The organism is Cohnella lupini, assembly GCF_003386205.1.
Classification (GTDB): Bacteria; Bacillota; Bacilli; order Paenibacillales; family Paenibacillaceae; genus Cohnella; species Cohnella lupini.
In genome coordinates this window covers 25,276-41,201 of sequence record NZ_QRDY01000012.1, presented here as the reverse complement: position 1 = coordinate 41,201, position 15,926 = coordinate 25,276, and the positions used below count along the sequence as shown (strand labels likewise).

Sequence of the window (15,926 nt, the reverse complement as noted above, 5' to 3'; positions counted from 1 at the left end):
GTGTAATAACTCTTACCGGACGTTGTATATATCCGCAAAGGAGTTGGAGATCATGACGGTCAAATATCGGATCCCATGCTCGGAAAGCGACATTTTCGTATTGGAGAAGGAAGACGGGTTCCATCTCACGATCGGTTCCCGGGTAAATCCGCTCAGCTTCGGAAACAAGCTTGCCGAATACGTTTCGTTGGGTAGAGCAGTCGATGCGGCCGAAAAGTTCTGCAAGGTGTATACGTTAATCAAGGAATACGGTTATCACTTGGAGAGCTCGAACTTTCAGAAGGACGGAATGCAGTCGATCCCCGTGCCGGAGCTTCTAGACAAGGATATAAGCGTGGAAGACATGAGAGACATGCTCGACAAGAACGCCTTGCTGCACGAAGCCTGATTTGAAGACAAGACGATAAGAACGTTTAGCCGGTGTCCGAGCGGTCGGGCACCGGCTTTTTGATGCCTCATTACGAAGAAAAAAACCCCAATCCTAGATGAAGGATTGGGGTTTCCATACGGCAAGTTACTAGTCGGTCAGCGATTAACGACACGGCGATAAGAACACTAATATTGAATCGGATCGTTCACAAGCCCTTCGTCGTTGAGCTGTTGCTCGGTTTTCATTCGGTCCATGTCTTGGCCTAACCGCTTCATGTCGGAGAAGTCCTGAACCATCGAACCGTTCTTGGCGGTTTCGACCGACCTGGAAGGGATGGGCGACGAGGGCCTGCGATCCCCGCGATCGGGAGAATAGATTTGCGGGTCGGCGTTCCCTACCCGGGTTTTCAGCGCATACCACCGGTCCAGGGCGGCCGCTTGGACTTCCTCCGGCACTTCGCTGTCGGATACCCCTTCGAAGAACGAGGTCTCTCCGAATAAAGTCATTGATCCGTCCGATTCTTCGTACGGAATTTGGAAAACATAAACTCCATCGGATGAATCCAGCTCCGTCCGGTAGGTGGATTGGTGGACGAAGTCGCGAACGAACCCCGCTTGGGATAAGGATTCCTTAATCTTCAAGGCGGGGCCGGCAATGATCATCAATTGTTTGGATTTCATTCTGCATTCTCCTTTCATAATCAACATAAGCCAACCACCGGCTATCGTTCGCCGGCGGCGGCTCATCGTTGTCGCTTGCTGGAAAGAGGAATGGATAGTTAGTTGAATTTTTGCTCTTGCTTCGGTTCGTCCTTGGCCTCCGCCTTGTTCTCGTCTTTCCAAGACTGTACCTCGTCCTTGGCGGTGGATAGGGCCGAACGCGTCTTATCCATGATACCCGAAGCGTGTTGGCTCACCTGCTTGGCGATCTCCTGGGTTTTGTTGCCAGCGTCCGCTACCATTTGTTTGGTGCGATCTTGTACGGTAGCGTAACGGTCGCGAATGTCGCCGCGTAATTCGCGTCCCGATTTAGGAGCGAGAAGAAGGGCCGCCGTAGCGCCGATGACCCCACCGATTAGTGCACCTTTTAATGTTCCGCGTGATTCAGCCATTTGTCATTCCTCCTATATAGGTTCGATACGTCCATGATCTGAATTACCCGTATGGGGCAAAATGAAACGCACCCTTTCCAGAGGGCAGCGCTTTCGACTACAATAGGGACAGGAAAAAATGGCGGACAACAAGGCGAAAGCGAGGACGGACATGGATTTGAGACAGACTGCCGGATCTGGCCCGGTGCAATGGGGAACGAGCTCCGATCGTAACCGGGAGGATCGCCGGTGGAGACCGATCGATATCGTATTAGTACTTCTCCTAACTTTAATCTCGGCGTTGATGTCTTTCACCGACTTGGGAAACCGTTCGGCTCCGCAAACTTTCTGGAAGCCGGATAAGGCGGGGGATCACTTCACCGTCGACTTCGGGCAGCTAAGGACCGTCGACCGGATAAACCTGTACGAAGGTCCCGGAGCCAAAGGGGACACCAAGATCGAATGGTCGAAGGATGGTCAAACGTGGGAAACCTATCTAGAGGTCGAGCACAAGACGAACCGGGTGTTTACTTGGAAGCTGGACGAGAAAAAAGTAGAAGCTCGGTATATGAAATTTACGACGGTACGGACCGGTTATCGGTTGTACGAGGCGGGATTTTTCACTAATGGGGTAACTAGAGCTATTCCGGTCGTGAAGATCGAGGGGGAAGAAGACAATTCCCCGACGTCCGAAGGAAGCGGCTATGAAGTGTTCGACGAGCAAGATCTCGCGCCATACCGACCGGATTACCGCAACGGCATGTATTTCGACGAGATCTATCATGGACGCACCGCTTATGAATTCGTCGAGTTGATGGAGCCTTACGAGAATACGCATCCTCCGCTAGGCAAAGTGATTCTTGCCATCGGCGTGAAAATGTTCGATATGACTCCGTACGGTTGGCGCTTCATGGCGGCGGTATTCGGTACGTTGATGGTACCGATCTTCTATGCCGCGGCCAAAGGCATGTTCCAGCGGACGAGGTATGCATTCTTGGCCGCGCTGCTGCTCGTTCTCGAAGGCTTCCATCTCGTACATTCGCGTTCATCAAACGTAGACATAATCGGCGTGACCTTCACGATTCTTATGTTTTACGCGATGTATCGGTACGGCGAGACGGCATGGCGCAACGGAGGGTTCCGGCGAAGCTTCGGCTATTTGGCTCTCAGCGGCTTTTTCTTCGGTTGCGCGGCCGCCGTCAAATGGAATTATTTGTACGGGGGAGCCGGACTCGCGATCCTGCTTGCCTTCGCGCTTGCGCGCCGCTGGAGAGAAGGACGTTGGAGCGGTGACTTCGATTATGTCCGGCGTACCATACTAACGTTAATGGCATGCGTAATCCTGTTCGTGGCCGTACCGGTAGGCGTATACACCGCATCTTACGTGCCTTATCTTAAAGCGACTAAAACGGACGACAGCTACAAAGACCTGTGGCAGTATCAGAAAAATATGTACCATTACCATAAGGGCGTGAAGGAAAAACATCCTTACGCTTCGAAATGGTATACATGGCCGATAATGAAACGGCCGGTCTGGTATTACGGCGGCAAAGACTTGGAGAAGGGCGACGCCCAGAGCATCGCCGCAATCGGGAATCCCCTGATCTGGTGGGGGGGATTGCTCGCCTTGTTGGCGTCCTGGTGGCTCGGATGGCGGAGACGGGATCGAATCGTTCTGACTTTAGCCGTCGCTTATTTGTCCTTCTACGTACCGTGGATGGTAGCTCCGCGGAGCATAACGTTCTTATATCATTATTTTCCGATGGTACCGCTGCTCATTCTGTCCATCGTGTGGATGCTCCGCTGGTTCGAAGAACGCGGTTACTATAACCGCAGGATAACGTACGCGTTCGTAGCGGTAGCCGCGGGACTGTTCATCTGGTTTTATCCGATCTATACGGGGATGACCATCAGTCGGGTATGGATGAACGTTGCGATCCGTTGGTTGCCTAGCTGGGGCTTCTAAAGAAAGGAGGTTTATTCGTGCAGAAGTCGTGTTTTCTATCGGTGGTCGTTCCGATGTACAACGAGGAAGAGGTTATCGAAGTGACCTATCGCCGCTTGAAGGCGGTGTTGGATCAGTTGGGGGAAACGTACGAGATCGTATTCGTCAACGACGGCAGCCGGGACAGAACCGCGGATATCGTGCGGAGGCTGTGCGCCGCTGACCGTTCCGTTAAGCTCGTCGAGTTTTCTCGCAATTTCGGCCATCAGATCGCGGTAACCGCGGGGATGGATCATTCGGGCGGCAGAACCGTAGTGCTGATCGACGCGGATTTACAGGATCCTCCCGAGCTCATCGCCGATATGGTCGCTCGCTGGAGAGAGGGCTATGACGTCGTATACGGCAAGAGAATCGAACGCAAAGGCGAGTCGTGGTTCAAGAAGCTGACGGCTTCGATGTTCTATCGGCTGTTAAGGTCGATGACGTCCGTTAACATTCCGGTGGATACCGGAGATTTCCGCTTGATGGACCGAAAGGTATGCGACGCGCTCACTTCTATGAGGGAACGCAGCCGCTTCATTCGGGGCATGGTCAGTTGGGCGGGGTTTAAGCAAACGTCGGTGGATTACGTGAGGGAAGAGCGGTTCGCGGGAGAGACGAAGTATCCGCTTCGCAAAATGATCCGGTTATCGCTTGATGCGATGACCTCCTTCTCGACGAAGCCGCTCAAAATCGCCAGCGTGCTCGGATTCGTTTTGTCGGCTGTAGGATTCGTTTACTTATTCGTCGTTCTGTATCAGCATTTCTTCACCGAATCGACAACCCAAGGCTGGACTTCGTTGATCGCGATCAGCCTGCTTTTCCACGGCATTACTTTGTCGTTGCTAGGCGTATTGGGGGAATATATCGGACGGACGTACGAAGAGGCGAAAGGACGGCCGTTGTATCTGGTCGCCGAAGCGATCAATTTCTCGGAAGAAGCGGAAGCTTCCCGGTTACCGGGACATCGGGATGCGGAGAAGATTGGCGTAGGTACTCTGATATAATAGGCATGAAGTCAGAAGGCTGTGTTCGTATTAGGCGATAATCCAGACGGCGACGTCTGGATTTTTGCGGCTGTCGGGGCAACCGCAGCCAATGAGTGGATTTCAAAATTATAATTATTTACACGATAAGAACGAAGGAGTCGCAACGATATGACATTCACGAATTTACCTGCAGATATACCTTTAGTCGTTATGAACAGAGGCGGACGAACGGAAAACGTACACCGAGGACGGATAAGCGTCGTTTCATCCCTAGACGGAGAGATCATGCATTCGTGCGGAGATGCCATGGAACCCGCTTACGTACGATCGACTGCTAAGCCCATTCAAGCGATCGCGTCGCTGCTCGACGGCGCAGCGGAAGCTTACGGTTACGAAGCTCGGCATTTGGCTTTGCTGGCAGCCTCTCACAGAGGGAGCAGGGAGCAGATCGCCGCTTTGGAAGAAATCCTGAGATTGACCGGAATCGGCGAGCAATCGCTGGCGATTCAACCGACGCTGCCAGTTGGACGTCAATCGAGAGACGAGTACGTAACATCGGGCGGCAAGCCAAGGAAGTTATACCACACTTGCGCGGGCAAGCATCTGGGCGTACTGGCGTGGAGCAAGCTGAAGGGGTGGCCGCTAGAGGGATATATTCAACCGGATCACCCTGCGCAGCAAGAGATCGTTCGGAGGATTAAGCTTTGGGCGAACGCGGAAGGAGAGCAGGTCACGATCGGGAGAGACGGTTGCGGATTCCCGGTAGCCGCGATGCCTTTGTGGCGATTAGCCTTCATTTACGGGAGACTGGCGAGTCCGGAATTGGCAGAGGACGCCGAAGCCGGCGCGGCTGCACGGCGGGTAGCCGAAGCGATGAACGCAAACCCGCTCTTGGTAGAGGGACGCAATCGCCTGGCTAGCCTCTTGCTGTCCGATCCCAACATCGTCGCCAAGAGCGGAGCTCACGGCGTATTCGCTTTCGGATTGAAGAAGGAGCGGTTAGGGGTATCCATCGCGGTAACGGACGGAACCGAGATCGCATGGCCGCATATCGTCAAAGAGATATTGAAGCAGATCGGAGGCATTTCCGAAGAAACGGAACGGCTTCTCGAGAAGACGTTTCCGACGGAATTTCTCAACGACGCCAATGAAATCGCGGGGCGTTGGGATCCGGTTTTCAAGCTGTAACGTCAATCTTTCAACGATCTCCCGACGGCGACCCGGTAGTCGGTGGGCGACTGGTTGTACCAGCGGCGGAATTGCTTGGAGAAATAAAGCGAGTCTTGAATGCCGACGGACGAGGCGATTTGTTCTATCGTTAACTCCGGACGCTCGCGAAGCAGCCGGCGTCCGTGGTCCACCCTCAGCTTCGTAAGGAAGGTGACCGGGGATAGGCTCGTGCGATGCTTGAACAGACGAGACAGATAAGCACGGTTATACCCGAGCGCTTCCGCCATTCCTTCGATAGTGATCGGTTCGGCGTATTGGGTGGACAAGTAACCGACCGCTTGCCGGACAAGCTCGTCGCTATGGGAATCCGGCCGGATCGGGGAGGCGATCCCATCCGAAGCGGCCTCGTGCAGGCTGGCGAACAACAGGTGCAAATGACCGGAGGCCGTTAAGGAGGCGGAGCTGCCTCGCTCGCGGAAAGCTTCGAAGATCGAGCGGCAACGGTCTCCCGGACTCCGGTTTCCTCCCGAATGGACGATAGGCCTCTCCGTACCCAGTCCCGCTTCGGCAAGAAGCGATTCGGATTGGGTGCCGGCGAAGGCGACCCATCGGTACCTCCAGGGATCCTCTTCGTCGGACAGGTAATGAAAGAGCTGCCCCGGCTGGATGAGAAAGCTGTCTCCCGCGGTAAGCTTCGCTTCGAATTCCCCCGTGCGAAAGGTTCCGCTTCCGGAAATGACATGATGCAGCAAATAATAATCGACCACTTTAGGCCCTATGCGATGCTGGGGCCTTGTTTGGCTTTCCCCCGCGAATAGAACAGTTAACTCGCGCGCCTGAAAGCTGACGGGATTGGACGCGACACGGTACGTGGGCGTTCTGTTCATGACTGGGTTTCCTCCTGCAGGAAGCTGATTCCTCTTATCTTATCACGAAAGTCTAATGCAGTTCTTGGAGGAAAGTCACATTTCTCCATATTGAAAGCATATCACGCCATTTCTCATTCGCTCTCCTATTCGGTATACTAGGATCAAACGACGAACCTTCAAGGAGAGATGATATTCTAGATGGCACAGCTAACAGAGTTGAAACAGAAGTTCATCCTGCAATTCGGCGGCAACGAAGCCGACGTTCAAGCGTTTCTGGCGCCGGGCCGCGTCAATCTGATCGGCGAACATACGGATTACAACGGCGGTTCCGTGTTCCCCGCGGCGTTAACGTTCGGGACGACGCTGCTGATCGCTCCGAGAAACGATCGCAAGCTCGGCTTGGCCTCTACTAATTTTCCGGAGGCTTCCAAAGAAGTATCCTTAGATAACATCGCTTTCGCGGAAGAGGATGACTGGGCCAACTACCCGAAAGGCGTCGTCTGGGAGCTTGCCCAAAGAAACATTTCTCTAAGTCGCGGTTATAATCTTCTCTTTCACGGCGAAATTCCGAACGGAGCGGGTCTTTCCTCTTCTGCTTCAATCGAAGTCGTCACGGCTTACGCCTTCCTGACCTTGGAAGGCAAGCCGACGGACACCGTGCAGATCGCTCTGTGGTCCCAGCATGCGGAAAACGAATACATCGGCGTCAAATGCGGCATCATGGACCAATTCGCCGTGGCGAACGGCCGGAAAGACCACGCTATTTTACTAGATTGCGATACCTTGAAATACGAGCTGGTGCCCTTCAGATCCGGAGAGTACAAGCTAGTCATCGGCAACACGAACAAACGGCGCGGACTCGTGGATTCCAAATACAACGAACGCCGCTCCCAATGCGAACAAGCGGTGCGGGACTTGAAGCAGGCTTTCCCGGAGCTGACGTTGCTCGGACAATTGACGCTGGAGCAATATCAAGCGAACGAGCACCTTATTAAGGATGAAACCGTTCGCCGTCGCGCGCGCCACGTCGTGGAAGAAATCCATCGCGTCTCGCGCTCAATGGGAGTGCTGAGGGACAACGATCTAGCCGCTTTCGGCCAATTGATGAACGCTTCTCATGATTCCCTCAGGGATCTGTACGAAGTTACGGGAATCGAATTGGATACGATGGTCGACGCCGCTCGCGCCGTTCCGGGCGTACTAGGTTCCCGTATGACGGGGGCGGGCTTCGGAGGTTGCACGGTATCCCTCGTTCATCAAGATTCCGTGGAACGATTCATCGAGGAAGTCGGAAGCAAGTACGAAACGGCAACGGGATTGACGCCGGCATTCTACGTATGCGATATCGGGGACGGAGTACACCAACTGAAAGGGGAGGCATAAATCATGGCGGTACTTGTAACAGGCGGAGCGGGGTATATCGGGTCTCATGCGGTAGCGGCTTTATTGGAGCAAGGCGAGCAGGTCGTCATCGTCGATAATTTATATCAAGGTCACCGGAATGCCATTCTCGGAGGAAAGCTGTATGAAGGCGATCTGAGGGACGCTGATTTCCTCGCGAAGGTATTTCAGGAGAACGACATAGACGGAGTCATTCATTTTGCGGCGAATTCCTTGGTCGGCGAAAGCATGAAGGATCCGGGCAAATATTATCACAACAACGTTTACGGCACGTTATGCCTACTCGAGCAAATGCAGAAGGCCGGAGTATCCCGCATCGTGTTCTCTTCGACGGCTGCGACGTACGGCGAACCGGAACGAGTGCCGATCGACGAATTCGACCGCACTTTGCCTACCAATACCTACGGGGAAACGAAGCTGGCGATGGAGAAAATGATTCGCTGGTTCGACGTCGCCCACGGAATCAAGTTCGTCTCCCTGCGGTACTTTAACGCGGCGGGAGCGCACGAGTCCGGGAAGATCGGAGAGGACCATAGTCCGGAAACCCACCTCGTTCCGCTAGTGCTGCAAGTCGCTCTTGGCCAGCGCGAGCACATCTCGGTATTCGGCGACGATTACGACACGGAAGACGGAACCTGCATTCGCGATTACGTTCACGTCAGCGACTTGGCGGACGCCCACATCCTTGCTCTGGGAAGGCTGCGCAAAGGCGAGGACAGCGCGATCTACAACTTGGGCAGCGGCAACGGTTATTCCGTTAAGCAAGTCATCGACGTATCGCGTAAAGTTACGGGCCATTCGATTCCGGCCGCCATCGAGCCGCGCCGGGCGGGGGACCCTGCCGTATTGATCGCTTCTTCGGATCGTGCCCGCAAAGAGCTGGGATGGACTCCGCGCCGCGACAAGTTGGAGGATATCGTAACGAGCGCGTGGAACTGGCATCGCGAGAACCCGACGGGTTACGCGAAGTAATGGGAGGAGACGGCATGCAAGAAACGACATCATCGATCCCATCGGCCCCGACAGATCACATGCTGGCGATCCTGATCGAGAGACTGATCGCGTTCGCTCATCGCAATGGACTTATCGAAACCCTCGATGTAGATTCGGCGCGCAATTCCCTTCTGGATTTATTCGGCGTGAAGGAACCTGCGGAGGGCGTGCGAATTGAGGCGGATACGCTTCCCGATAGCCCGGTGCCTCTGCTTGAGCCGCTGTTGGACGCGGCGTTCTTCAGGGATTTAATGCCCGACGATACGCTGACGTACCGCGACTTGTTCGATGCGAGGATCATGGGCTTGCTCTTGGCGAGACCCTCGGAGACGGCGCGACAGTTCCAATCGATCTCGCAGCGGCAAGGTGTTGCCTATGCGACGGATTGGTTCTACAAGCTGAATATCGATTCCAACTATATTCGGATGGATCGTATTAAGAAGAACGGATATTGGAAACACCGTACACCGGACGGAGAGATCGAGATTACGGTGAATCTCTCCAAGCCGGAGAAGGATCCGCGGGAAATCGCATTGCTCAAGAAGCTGCCGCAATCCAGTTATCCGAAATGTTTGTTATGCAGGGAGAACGTCGGATATGCCGGACGTCCGGATCATCCCGCTCGTCAGAATCTACGTATTTTACCCTTGAGTCTGAACCAAGAGGATTGGTTCTTCCAATATTCGCCTTACGTCTACTACAACGAGCATAGCATTGTCTTCCGCGGCGAGCATGTTCCGATGAAAATATCGCCGACGACCTTCTCGAGGCTACTCGATTTCGTCGAGCAATTTCCGCACTATTTCATCGGCTCGAACGCGGACCTTCCGATCGTCGGAGGATCGATCCTGAACCACGACCATTTCCAAGCGGGACGCCACGTGTTCCCGATGGAGACGGCTCCCGTGCCGGAATGGCTGACCGGCGCCAACCAGCCCGACGTGAAGATCGGGTTGGTTCAGTGGCCGATGTCCGTGCTGCGCCTTCGTTCCGGCAATCGTCATGTGATTCTGGAGACGGCTGCCGAAGTGCTTGCCAAGTGGCGCGGATACAGCGACGAGTCCGCCGAGATCCTCGCCTTCAGCGAGAGGGAAGACGGCCGCGTCGAACACAATACGATTACGCCGATCGCCAGATTCAAGGATAACGGGATATACGAACTCGATTTGGTGCTTCGCAACAATCGTACGAGCGCGGAGCATCCGGATGGTATTTTCCACCCTCACCAGGAGCTCCACCATATTAAGAAGGAAAATATCGGTCTGATCGAAGTGATGGGACTCGCCGTATTGCCGGGAAGATTGCAAGCCGAACTGGGGCTGATCTCGGACATACTGACCGGACGAGCTCCTTATGACGAAGCGGAGATCGCTTCGCCGGAGCATCCGCTTAACAAACACGCGGATTGGATCTGGACGCTGGTCGACCTCTACGGCACGGATGGATCGGACGATGCCGTGCGCTTATTGCTCCAAGCCGACGTCGGGGACAAGTTCTACGCCGTTCTGCAGGATGCGGGCGTATACAAAGGAACAGAACCCGGACGCGCGGCATTCCGTCGTTTCCTGACCGATACGGGACTGGTGTAGGCGCCGGAAGACTGTTCATACAACCTTGAGAGGGCTCGACCTTAGAGCACGAGGAGACTTGGCAATTCATTAAAGGATTGGATTTGCGGAAATAGAAGCGGAGGAAGCGGTAGCTCTATTGCGACCTCTCGTTCAGTAAGATCCGGACTGAAAACAACCCGCCTACGGAATTCCCGAGGCGGGTTGTTGGCGTTATCTAGAGCTTAATGCAGAGAGTCGGAGACATCGCCGGGTTCCGCCAGCAGCTCGATCAGATGCCGGAATGCGGGACTTAGCCATTTTTTCTTGTGATGTACGATTTGGGTAAAGAAAGTGATGTCTGAATGATTAAACGGAAGGGTGACCAATCTTTGTTCGGTGAGTTCCCGTTTGACGGAAATATGAGGGAGAAGAGCGATTCCAAGGCCGAAGCCGACGCATTGCTTAATCGCTTCAAGAGTGCCGAATTCGCTATGAATATGATAGGCGATGCCATTCTGTTCTAGAAGACGTTCGAGCGCTGCGCGATAAGGACAGCCTAGTTGAGTCACGATTAGATTATGGCTGCCTAATTCTTGTACGCCGATCGCGTCCGCCGAGCAGAGCGGATGGAATGGGTTAGCGACAAGCACGAGCGGCTCCTGGCGTATGATGGTAGTTTCGATATCGTCGTCGACGATGGGGTGATCGATTAGGATGCCCATGTCCAGTATGCCCGATCTAATAGACTGCAGCATATCCGATCGGTCAAGCTCTTTTACCTGAAGGTTGAAGTCGGGGAAGCTTTGCAAGAAACGGTGGAGTAGCGGCGGCAAGTAAAATCCCATCAGCGATTCGATCGTTCCGATTTCAAGGTTTCCTTTGGCTTGTCTGGAGATCAGCCGTTTGGAGTCGTCGTATATTTCGAGAATCTTCTCGAACATGCCACGTAATTGCTCGCCGGCAGATGTAAGCCGCATAGTGCGTCCATAACGTTCGAATAGTACAACGCCGTATTCGTTTTCCAATTTCTGAATTTGCGCGGTGACGCTGGATTGCACGTAACCGAGGTTTTCTGCCGCTTTTGTGAAACTTTGACAGCGAGCGACTTCCAGGAACGATCTCAAGTAAATTAAATCCATGCCGTATCATCGCCCCTTCATGATACGAACAGCAGCGGTATTAGTGCAGACCCGAGAGCTTAGACAAGAGCAAGCCCAACCAAGTATGGCGTGAGGGAGTAGCCCTGACGTCCCTTGCGTCCACTAACCTTGATAAACGTATACCGCGTTCCTGCTGATCGCTTTCCCATATTTTATAGGTAGAGTATTCATGAATCAACATGTTTTTCGCCTCCTGCGCTTCTTTGTGAGAATAGCATAACAGTTGGGAGACAAAACCAGTTATTGAGCCTTTTTCATGTTAGGTATCAATATTTTCGATGGAAACGCAATCATTCTAGCTGCTCCGGTAATTACGGGAAGAAATGGGCAGAAGCATGTTGCTTGTCGCTATATAAATTGGTGGTGTCTGTCTCGTGGTAAGGTGTCACAGAAATGGGCGCTCGTCATAGTCGAAAAAATCGACTACGGAAAGGCGGCTCCTATGTTCCTAGAAGGCTATGCATGATACATGATCTTTGGGCGGATGAATGAACCGGAGAGAGTAATCGGACAATTGAAGAACAGCGGGGGATTGCGGCGTTTTCTGCTTCGAGTCTTGCCGAAAGGTGAGCTTGGAGGTTGGATGGCTCTAGATTGTCCGCAACCTGCTCAAAAAGCAGCATTAGACCAAAATCAAAGATGGCGATGCAAGGATAACCCTTGCACCGCCGTTTCTTTTACATGATTTATTATCTTGCAATAGCTTAACTACGCAATTTGCCAAGCTCGGAGACGAGCGCTTCGACTTCGCTGATGCTGAATCTGTCCTTGGATGCCACCATGTCGTAAATGTCTTTCAAATCTTCGTATTTCTCGTTCGTGAAGCTCGATGCTTGCATCGCCGCGCCTGTTGCCATGCGAAGTTTGGTTTTGATGGCCTCGATCATATATTCAACGTTTTCTTGTGTAGGTTGGTTTAAGTCCATTCTTCAACTTCCTCTCATTACGGATTAGGGATGCTGTTATTGTAACATATGCGAAAGACATGCCGCTCGGAAACAATTGACGGGAGACAGACTTAGCCGCCTAACGATGTCCGCCCATCGGGTCCATCTGTGGCATTCCTCAAGCGGGAGTGGTAACCTGAAGAAATAAGCAAGCGTTATTCGGAAGCGACGGGGAGGGCAATATGTTCGACCGCAACGTACAAGCAGCCGTTCGGGTGGACGCGAACGGATTAATAAGCTTTATGAGGGATATAGCTTCCGCTCACGCCAAGGAGGATTTGACCTTCCTCTGCATAGGCACGGACCGGTCGACGGGAGACTGTCTCGGACCATGGGTGGGAACTCTCCTAGAGGAACGAGGGTTTAGCAGGGTTATCGGAACGTTGCGGGAGCCTTGCGACGCGGATAAACTGCCCGGAATCGTGCCAAAATTGGCGGACATGGGTACAATTATAGCAGTAGATGCCTGCTTGGGCCGGCCCGAGAATGTAGGAGCGTACCTCGTCAGGCAAGGTCCCCTCGTTCCCGCGCAATCGGTGAACGGAGGATTCGGCGCCATAGGCGCTTACAGCATCGCGGCCGTCGTGAACGCGACCAGCTTGAAGCCTTATTGGACGCTGCAGTCTACTTCTCTATATAGCGTAATGGCAATGGCTAAAGAAATAGCGGATGCAATCGTAGTCCAGTGGCAGGCATAATTCCAACCAATTAAAGGAGTGTAAAGCGGATGAAAAGCATCAAGCTATCTAACGGAAGAACAATCGCTTATTCGGAGGCTGGCAGCGGCCAACCTATTGTCGTCCTTCACGGATATTGCGGAAGCCATCGCTATTGGGACGAAGTCGTCCCCTTGCTTGCTTCCCGAGGACGCGTAATTGCTCCGGACTTAAGAGGACATGGCGAATCATCGACGGGCGAAGGCATCTATTCCATGGAAGCGTTAGCGGATGATATAGCGGCGCTTCTAGACGAGCTCGAGATTCCTAAAGCGAATCTCTTCGGACATTCGTTGGGAGGATATGCGGCTTTAGCGTTCGCGGAAAAGTACGAAGAGCGGCTAGCGGCGTTCGGATTGGTGCATTCGACCACTTATCCGGACAGCGAGCCCGCGCAAGCTAATCGGCTTAAAGCGGCCGAGACGATCCGGGCGGAAGGAGTCGCGGCCTTCGTGGAAGGTTTGATCCCCAAGCTATTCGCTCCGGATCACAGAGCGAGCATGCCCGAGAAATTGAAGAAAGCCATAGAAATAGGGTACGAAACATCGCCGGATGGTGCCATCGGATGCGCTCTCGGAATGAGAGAACGACCGGACCGGACTGCGGTTCTCGAAAGCTTGAAGGTTCCCGTGCTGCTTCTAGCCGGGGAGCTTGACGAAGTGATCCCGCCGGAGAAAAGGTTCCCGGTTACCAAAGACAACGTAACCCAAATTCTGCTTCCAAACGTCGCGCATATGGGAATGGTAGAAGATCCCAAAGCATTCGCCGACGCCATCCATTTATTTCTGGACGACAGTCGGGGGTGAATTCATGTTTGAACGCGATTATCTAGTCCGCCTGCTGACGCAAGCGGGACTCATGATCGGCAAAGCCATGCAGCTTCGCCAGCAGCAGAAGCAGAAGGAAGCGTTGGGTTTGATCGATGAATTTCTAGGTAAGGAGCTGCGCTTGCGCTCGCGCCTCGCGATGGGTTTATCGGATGAAGATTTGTTGGCCATGCTGAAGGTCACGGGCAGCCCGAACGCGGAATCGGTCGCCGTTGTGGCGGCAGTGCTGCAACAGGAGGCCGAACTGCTCGCGGACTTGGGGGAGGAAGATGAAAGCTTTCCGAGATTCGCCAAGGCGCTGAGGTTAAATCTTTATCTGATTAGAAACGATATGGAAGTAGAGGGCTGGGACATCAGAGGCCGCGTCGGCGAGCTCATAACGGCGTTATCCGTATACGAGATGGATGCCCAAACGAAACAAGCCTTGTGGCCGTGGTACGAATTTAACGGCCAACTGGCCGATGCGGAAAATATGTTATATGAGCTAGTGGAAGAAGATAACGTATCGGCAGAGGAAGGCGGCGCTTTCTATGAAAGATTGTCCGCGCATGCCGATTCTGACCTGGAGGCGGGCGGATTGCCGCGCGACGAGCTAGAAGAAGGACGCAGGCAATGGGCTGCGTTAATGAAGGAGAGTGCGAAATGAACGGCAAGGCGCAACCCGAGGAATGGCTAGCGTTTTTGAGCGAAATCGAAATGGAAGGCCGGCTTCTGCAAGCTTCGTTCAGTTCTCCGAGACGTAAAGACGAGGAGACTTCCCGCAAACTGACCGTACGTCCGATCAAGCTTAAGACAGGGATATTCTATCAATTCGAACGTCAGATTAATAATAAAGTTTTTCACGATAACGTTGCTCCGGACAAGCTGAAGCAACAACTGCAAGAAACGATGGAACAATATAAGCAAGCCTTGTTCAAGACTCCGGATGCCGACGTGCAAATTCTGGCGAACAAGAAGGGGGCTCTATCCCTTATTTCTCGAACGAAAGAAACGAAGAGGGAAGCCGTCCCGCAAGCGCATAATCGCAGCAAGACGTACGTACTGCCCGATGGGGAACCCGTACCTTTTTTAATCGAACTCGGGGTCATGACGCCCGAGGGCCGCGTCATGAAAGCGAAGTACGACAAGTTCCGGCAGATCAACCGGTTTCTCGAAATGGTATCCGACGTGATCGCAGATCTACCGCGCGGCAGGAAATTAACCATCGTCGATTTCGGATGCGGAAAGTCTTACCTTACCTTTGCCTTATATCACCTGCTCGCGATCAAAGAGCAGCTTCCCGTTCGAATTATCGGGTTGGATCTCAAGCAGGATGTCATAGAAACGTGTTCAAGACTCGCCGCCCAGCTGAAATGGAACGACCTTACCTTCTCCGTGGGGGATATTTCGAACTACGAGGGGCATGACTCGGTCGACATGGTCGTCACTCTGCACGCTTGCGATACGGCAACGGATGCGGCTCTGCTGAAAGCGATCGGTTGGAATGCGAGCGTTATTTTGTCGGTTCCCTGCTGCCAGCACGAGTTGTTCAAACAAATCTCCCAGCCTGTACTCAAGCCTTTGCTTAAGCACGGCATTCTTAAGGAGCGATTTACGGCGTTGGTTACGGATGCCATTCGGGCGAATCTATTGGAGCTTGCCGGATATCGGACGCAATTGCTCGAATTCATAGATTTGGAGCATACTCCCAAAAATATTCTCATACGGGCCGTAAAAGGAACGAAATCGGATTTGGAAGACATAAAACGTGAATACGAACAGTTTAGGGACTTTCTGTCAGTATCCCCTTTTATGGAAATAAAATGGGAGTGAGTATGTCTAAAGTCACAAAAAAGAAGGTTAAAAGTCCTTGTTTTTTCC

At 53.1% G+C, this 15,926-nt stretch carries 17 protein-coding genes and 1 pseudogene; 12 read left to right on the top strand and 6 right to left on the bottom strand.

Annotation, left to right across the window (positions count from 1 at the left end):
- Positions 1-52: 52 nt before the first annotated feature.
- Positions 53-388 (top strand): hypothetical protein, encoded by a 336-nt coding sequence (locus DFP95_RS18940; RefSeq protein WP_115994245.1) that lies wholly within the window; start codon positions 53-55, stop codon positions 386-388.
- Positions 389-555: 167 nt separating this feature from the next.
- Here DFP95_RS18940 and DFP95_RS18935 read toward each other — a convergent pair whose 3' ends face one another.
- A complete protein-coding gene (locus tag DFP95_RS18935; protein ID WP_115994244.1) occupies positions 556-1,050 on the bottom strand; it encodes a hypothetical protein in 495 nt (164 codons plus the stop codon).
- A gap of 98 nt (positions 1,051-1,148) precedes the next feature.
- Complete coding sequence (locus DFP95_RS18930) at positions 1,149-1,481, bottom strand: YtxH domain-containing protein (protein WP_115994242.1); 333 nt, start codon at positions 1,479-1,481, stop codon at positions 1,149-1,151.
- A 118-nt stretch (positions 1,482-1,599) separates the two neighbouring features.
- Between DFP95_RS18930 and DFP95_RS18925 the strand changes: the two genes are divergently transcribed.
- The 3 genes from DFP95_RS18925 to DFP95_RS18915 all read left to right on the top strand — a co-directional run bounded on the left by DFP95_RS18925 (position 1,600) and on the right by DFP95_RS18915 (position 5,621).
- The gene (locus tag DFP95_RS18925; protein ID WP_115994241.1) at positions 1,600-3,426 is read left to right on the top strand and encodes a glycosyltransferase family 39 protein; all 1,827 of its coding nucleotides are present in this window, start codon (positions 1,600-1,602) and stop codon (positions 3,424-3,426) included.
- Positions 3,427-3,443: 17 nt separating this feature from the next.
- Entirely contained in the window at positions 3,444-4,451 is a 1,008-nt protein-coding gene (locus tag DFP95_RS18920; RefSeq protein ID WP_181907513.1) for a glycosyltransferase family 2 protein, read from the top strand.
- 150 nt (positions 4,452-4,601) lie between these two features.
- A complete protein-coding gene (locus DFP95_RS18915) occupies positions 4,602-5,621 on the top strand; it encodes an asparaginase (protein WP_115994239.1) in 1,020 nt (339 codons plus the stop codon).
- A 2-nt stretch (positions 5,622-5,623) separates the two neighbouring features.
- On the opposite strand, the gene DFP95_RS18910 is transcribed toward DFP95_RS18915, so the two are convergent.
- Positions 5,624-6,490: an AraC family transcriptional regulator gene (locus tag DFP95_RS18910; protein WP_115994238.1), complete on the bottom strand. Its 867-nt coding sequence runs from the start codon at positions 6,488-6,490 to the stop codon at positions 5,624-5,626.
- 180 nt (positions 6,491-6,670) lie between these two features.
- Between DFP95_RS18910 and DFP95_RS18905 the strand changes: the two genes are divergently transcribed.
- The 3 genes from DFP95_RS18905 to DFP95_RS18895 are packed head-to-tail and all read left to right on the top strand — an operon-like array spanning position 6,671 to position 10,455.
- Positions 6,671-7,855 (top strand): galactokinase, encoded by a 1,185-nt coding sequence (locus DFP95_RS18905; protein WP_115994236.1) that lies wholly within the window; start codon positions 6,671-6,673, stop codon positions 7,853-7,855.
- Between the two features lie 3 nt (positions 7,856-7,858).
- Positions 7,859-8,845 carry a UDP-glucose 4-epimerase GalE gene (galE, locus tag DFP95_RS18900; RefSeq protein WP_115994235.1) on the top strand — a complete coding sequence of 329 codons (987 nt, stop codon included), beginning with the start codon at positions 7,859-7,861 and terminating at the stop codon, positions 8,843-8,845.
- 14 nt (positions 8,846-8,859) lie between these two features.
- Positions 8,860-10,455, top strand: coding sequence for a UDP-glucose--hexose-1-phosphate uridylyltransferase (locus DFP95_RS18895; protein ID WP_115994233.1), 1,596 nt, complete (start codon positions 8,860-8,862; stop codon positions 10,453-10,455).
- Positions 10,456-10,658: 203 nt separating this feature from the next.
- Here the strand turns inward: DFP95_RS18895 and DFP95_RS18890 are convergent, their stop codons facing one another.
- A complete protein-coding gene (locus tag DFP95_RS18890; protein ID WP_115994232.1) occupies positions 10,659-11,555 on the bottom strand; it encodes a LysR family transcriptional regulator in 897 nt (298 codons plus the stop codon).
- Positions 11,556-11,595: 40 nt separating this feature from the next.
- The gene (locus DFP95_RS28980) at positions 11,596-11,757 is read right to left on the bottom strand and encodes a hypothetical protein (RefSeq protein ID WP_181907512.1); all 162 of its coding nucleotides are present in this window, start codon (positions 11,755-11,757) and stop codon (positions 11,596-11,598) included.
- 300 nt (positions 11,758-12,057) lie between these two features.
- Between DFP95_RS28980 and DFP95_RS29830 the strand changes: the two are divergent.
- Positions 12,058-12,233: pseudogene (locus tag DFP95_RS29830) on the top strand (IS1182 family transposase); the annotation flags it as partial.
- A gap of 47 nt (positions 12,234-12,280) precedes the next feature.
- Here the strand turns inward: DFP95_RS29830 and DFP95_RS18880 are convergent.
- Positions 12,281-12,502 (bottom strand): DUF1128 domain-containing protein, encoded by a 222-nt coding sequence (locus DFP95_RS18880; protein ID WP_115994228.1) that lies wholly within the window; start codon positions 12,500-12,502, stop codon positions 12,281-12,283.
- A gap of 203 nt (positions 12,503-12,705) precedes the next feature.
- On the opposite strand from DFP95_RS18880, the gene yyaC reads away from it, so the two are divergent.
- Genes yyaC through DFP95_RS18860 form a run of 4 tightly spaced genes read left to right on the top strand, consistent with a single transcriptional unit; the run spans position 12,706 to position 15,878 of the window.
- Positions 12,706-13,221 (top strand): spore protease YyaC, encoded by a 516-nt coding sequence (gene yyaC, locus DFP95_RS18875; RefSeq protein ID WP_115994226.1) that lies wholly within the window; start codon positions 12,706-12,708, stop codon positions 13,219-13,221.
- A gap of 29 nt (positions 13,222-13,250) precedes the next feature.
- A complete protein-coding gene (locus DFP95_RS18870) occupies positions 13,251-14,045 on the top strand; it encodes an alpha/beta fold hydrolase (protein ID WP_115994225.1) in 795 nt (264 codons plus the stop codon).
- Positions 14,046-14,049: 4 nt separating this feature from the next.
- The gene (locus tag DFP95_RS18865; RefSeq protein WP_115994223.1) at positions 14,050-14,712 is read left to right on the top strand and encodes a DUF6483 family protein; all 663 of its coding nucleotides are present in this window, start codon (positions 14,050-14,052) and stop codon (positions 14,710-14,712) included.
- Positions 14,709-15,878: a class I SAM-dependent methyltransferase gene (locus DFP95_RS18860; protein WP_115994221.1), complete on the top strand. Its 1,170-nt coding sequence runs from the start codon at positions 14,709-14,711 to the stop codon at positions 15,876-15,878. Before DFP95_RS18865 ends, DFP95_RS18860 begins: the two co-directional genes overlap by 4 nt.
- The last annotated feature ends 48 nt before the right edge of the window (positions 15,879-15,926 follow it).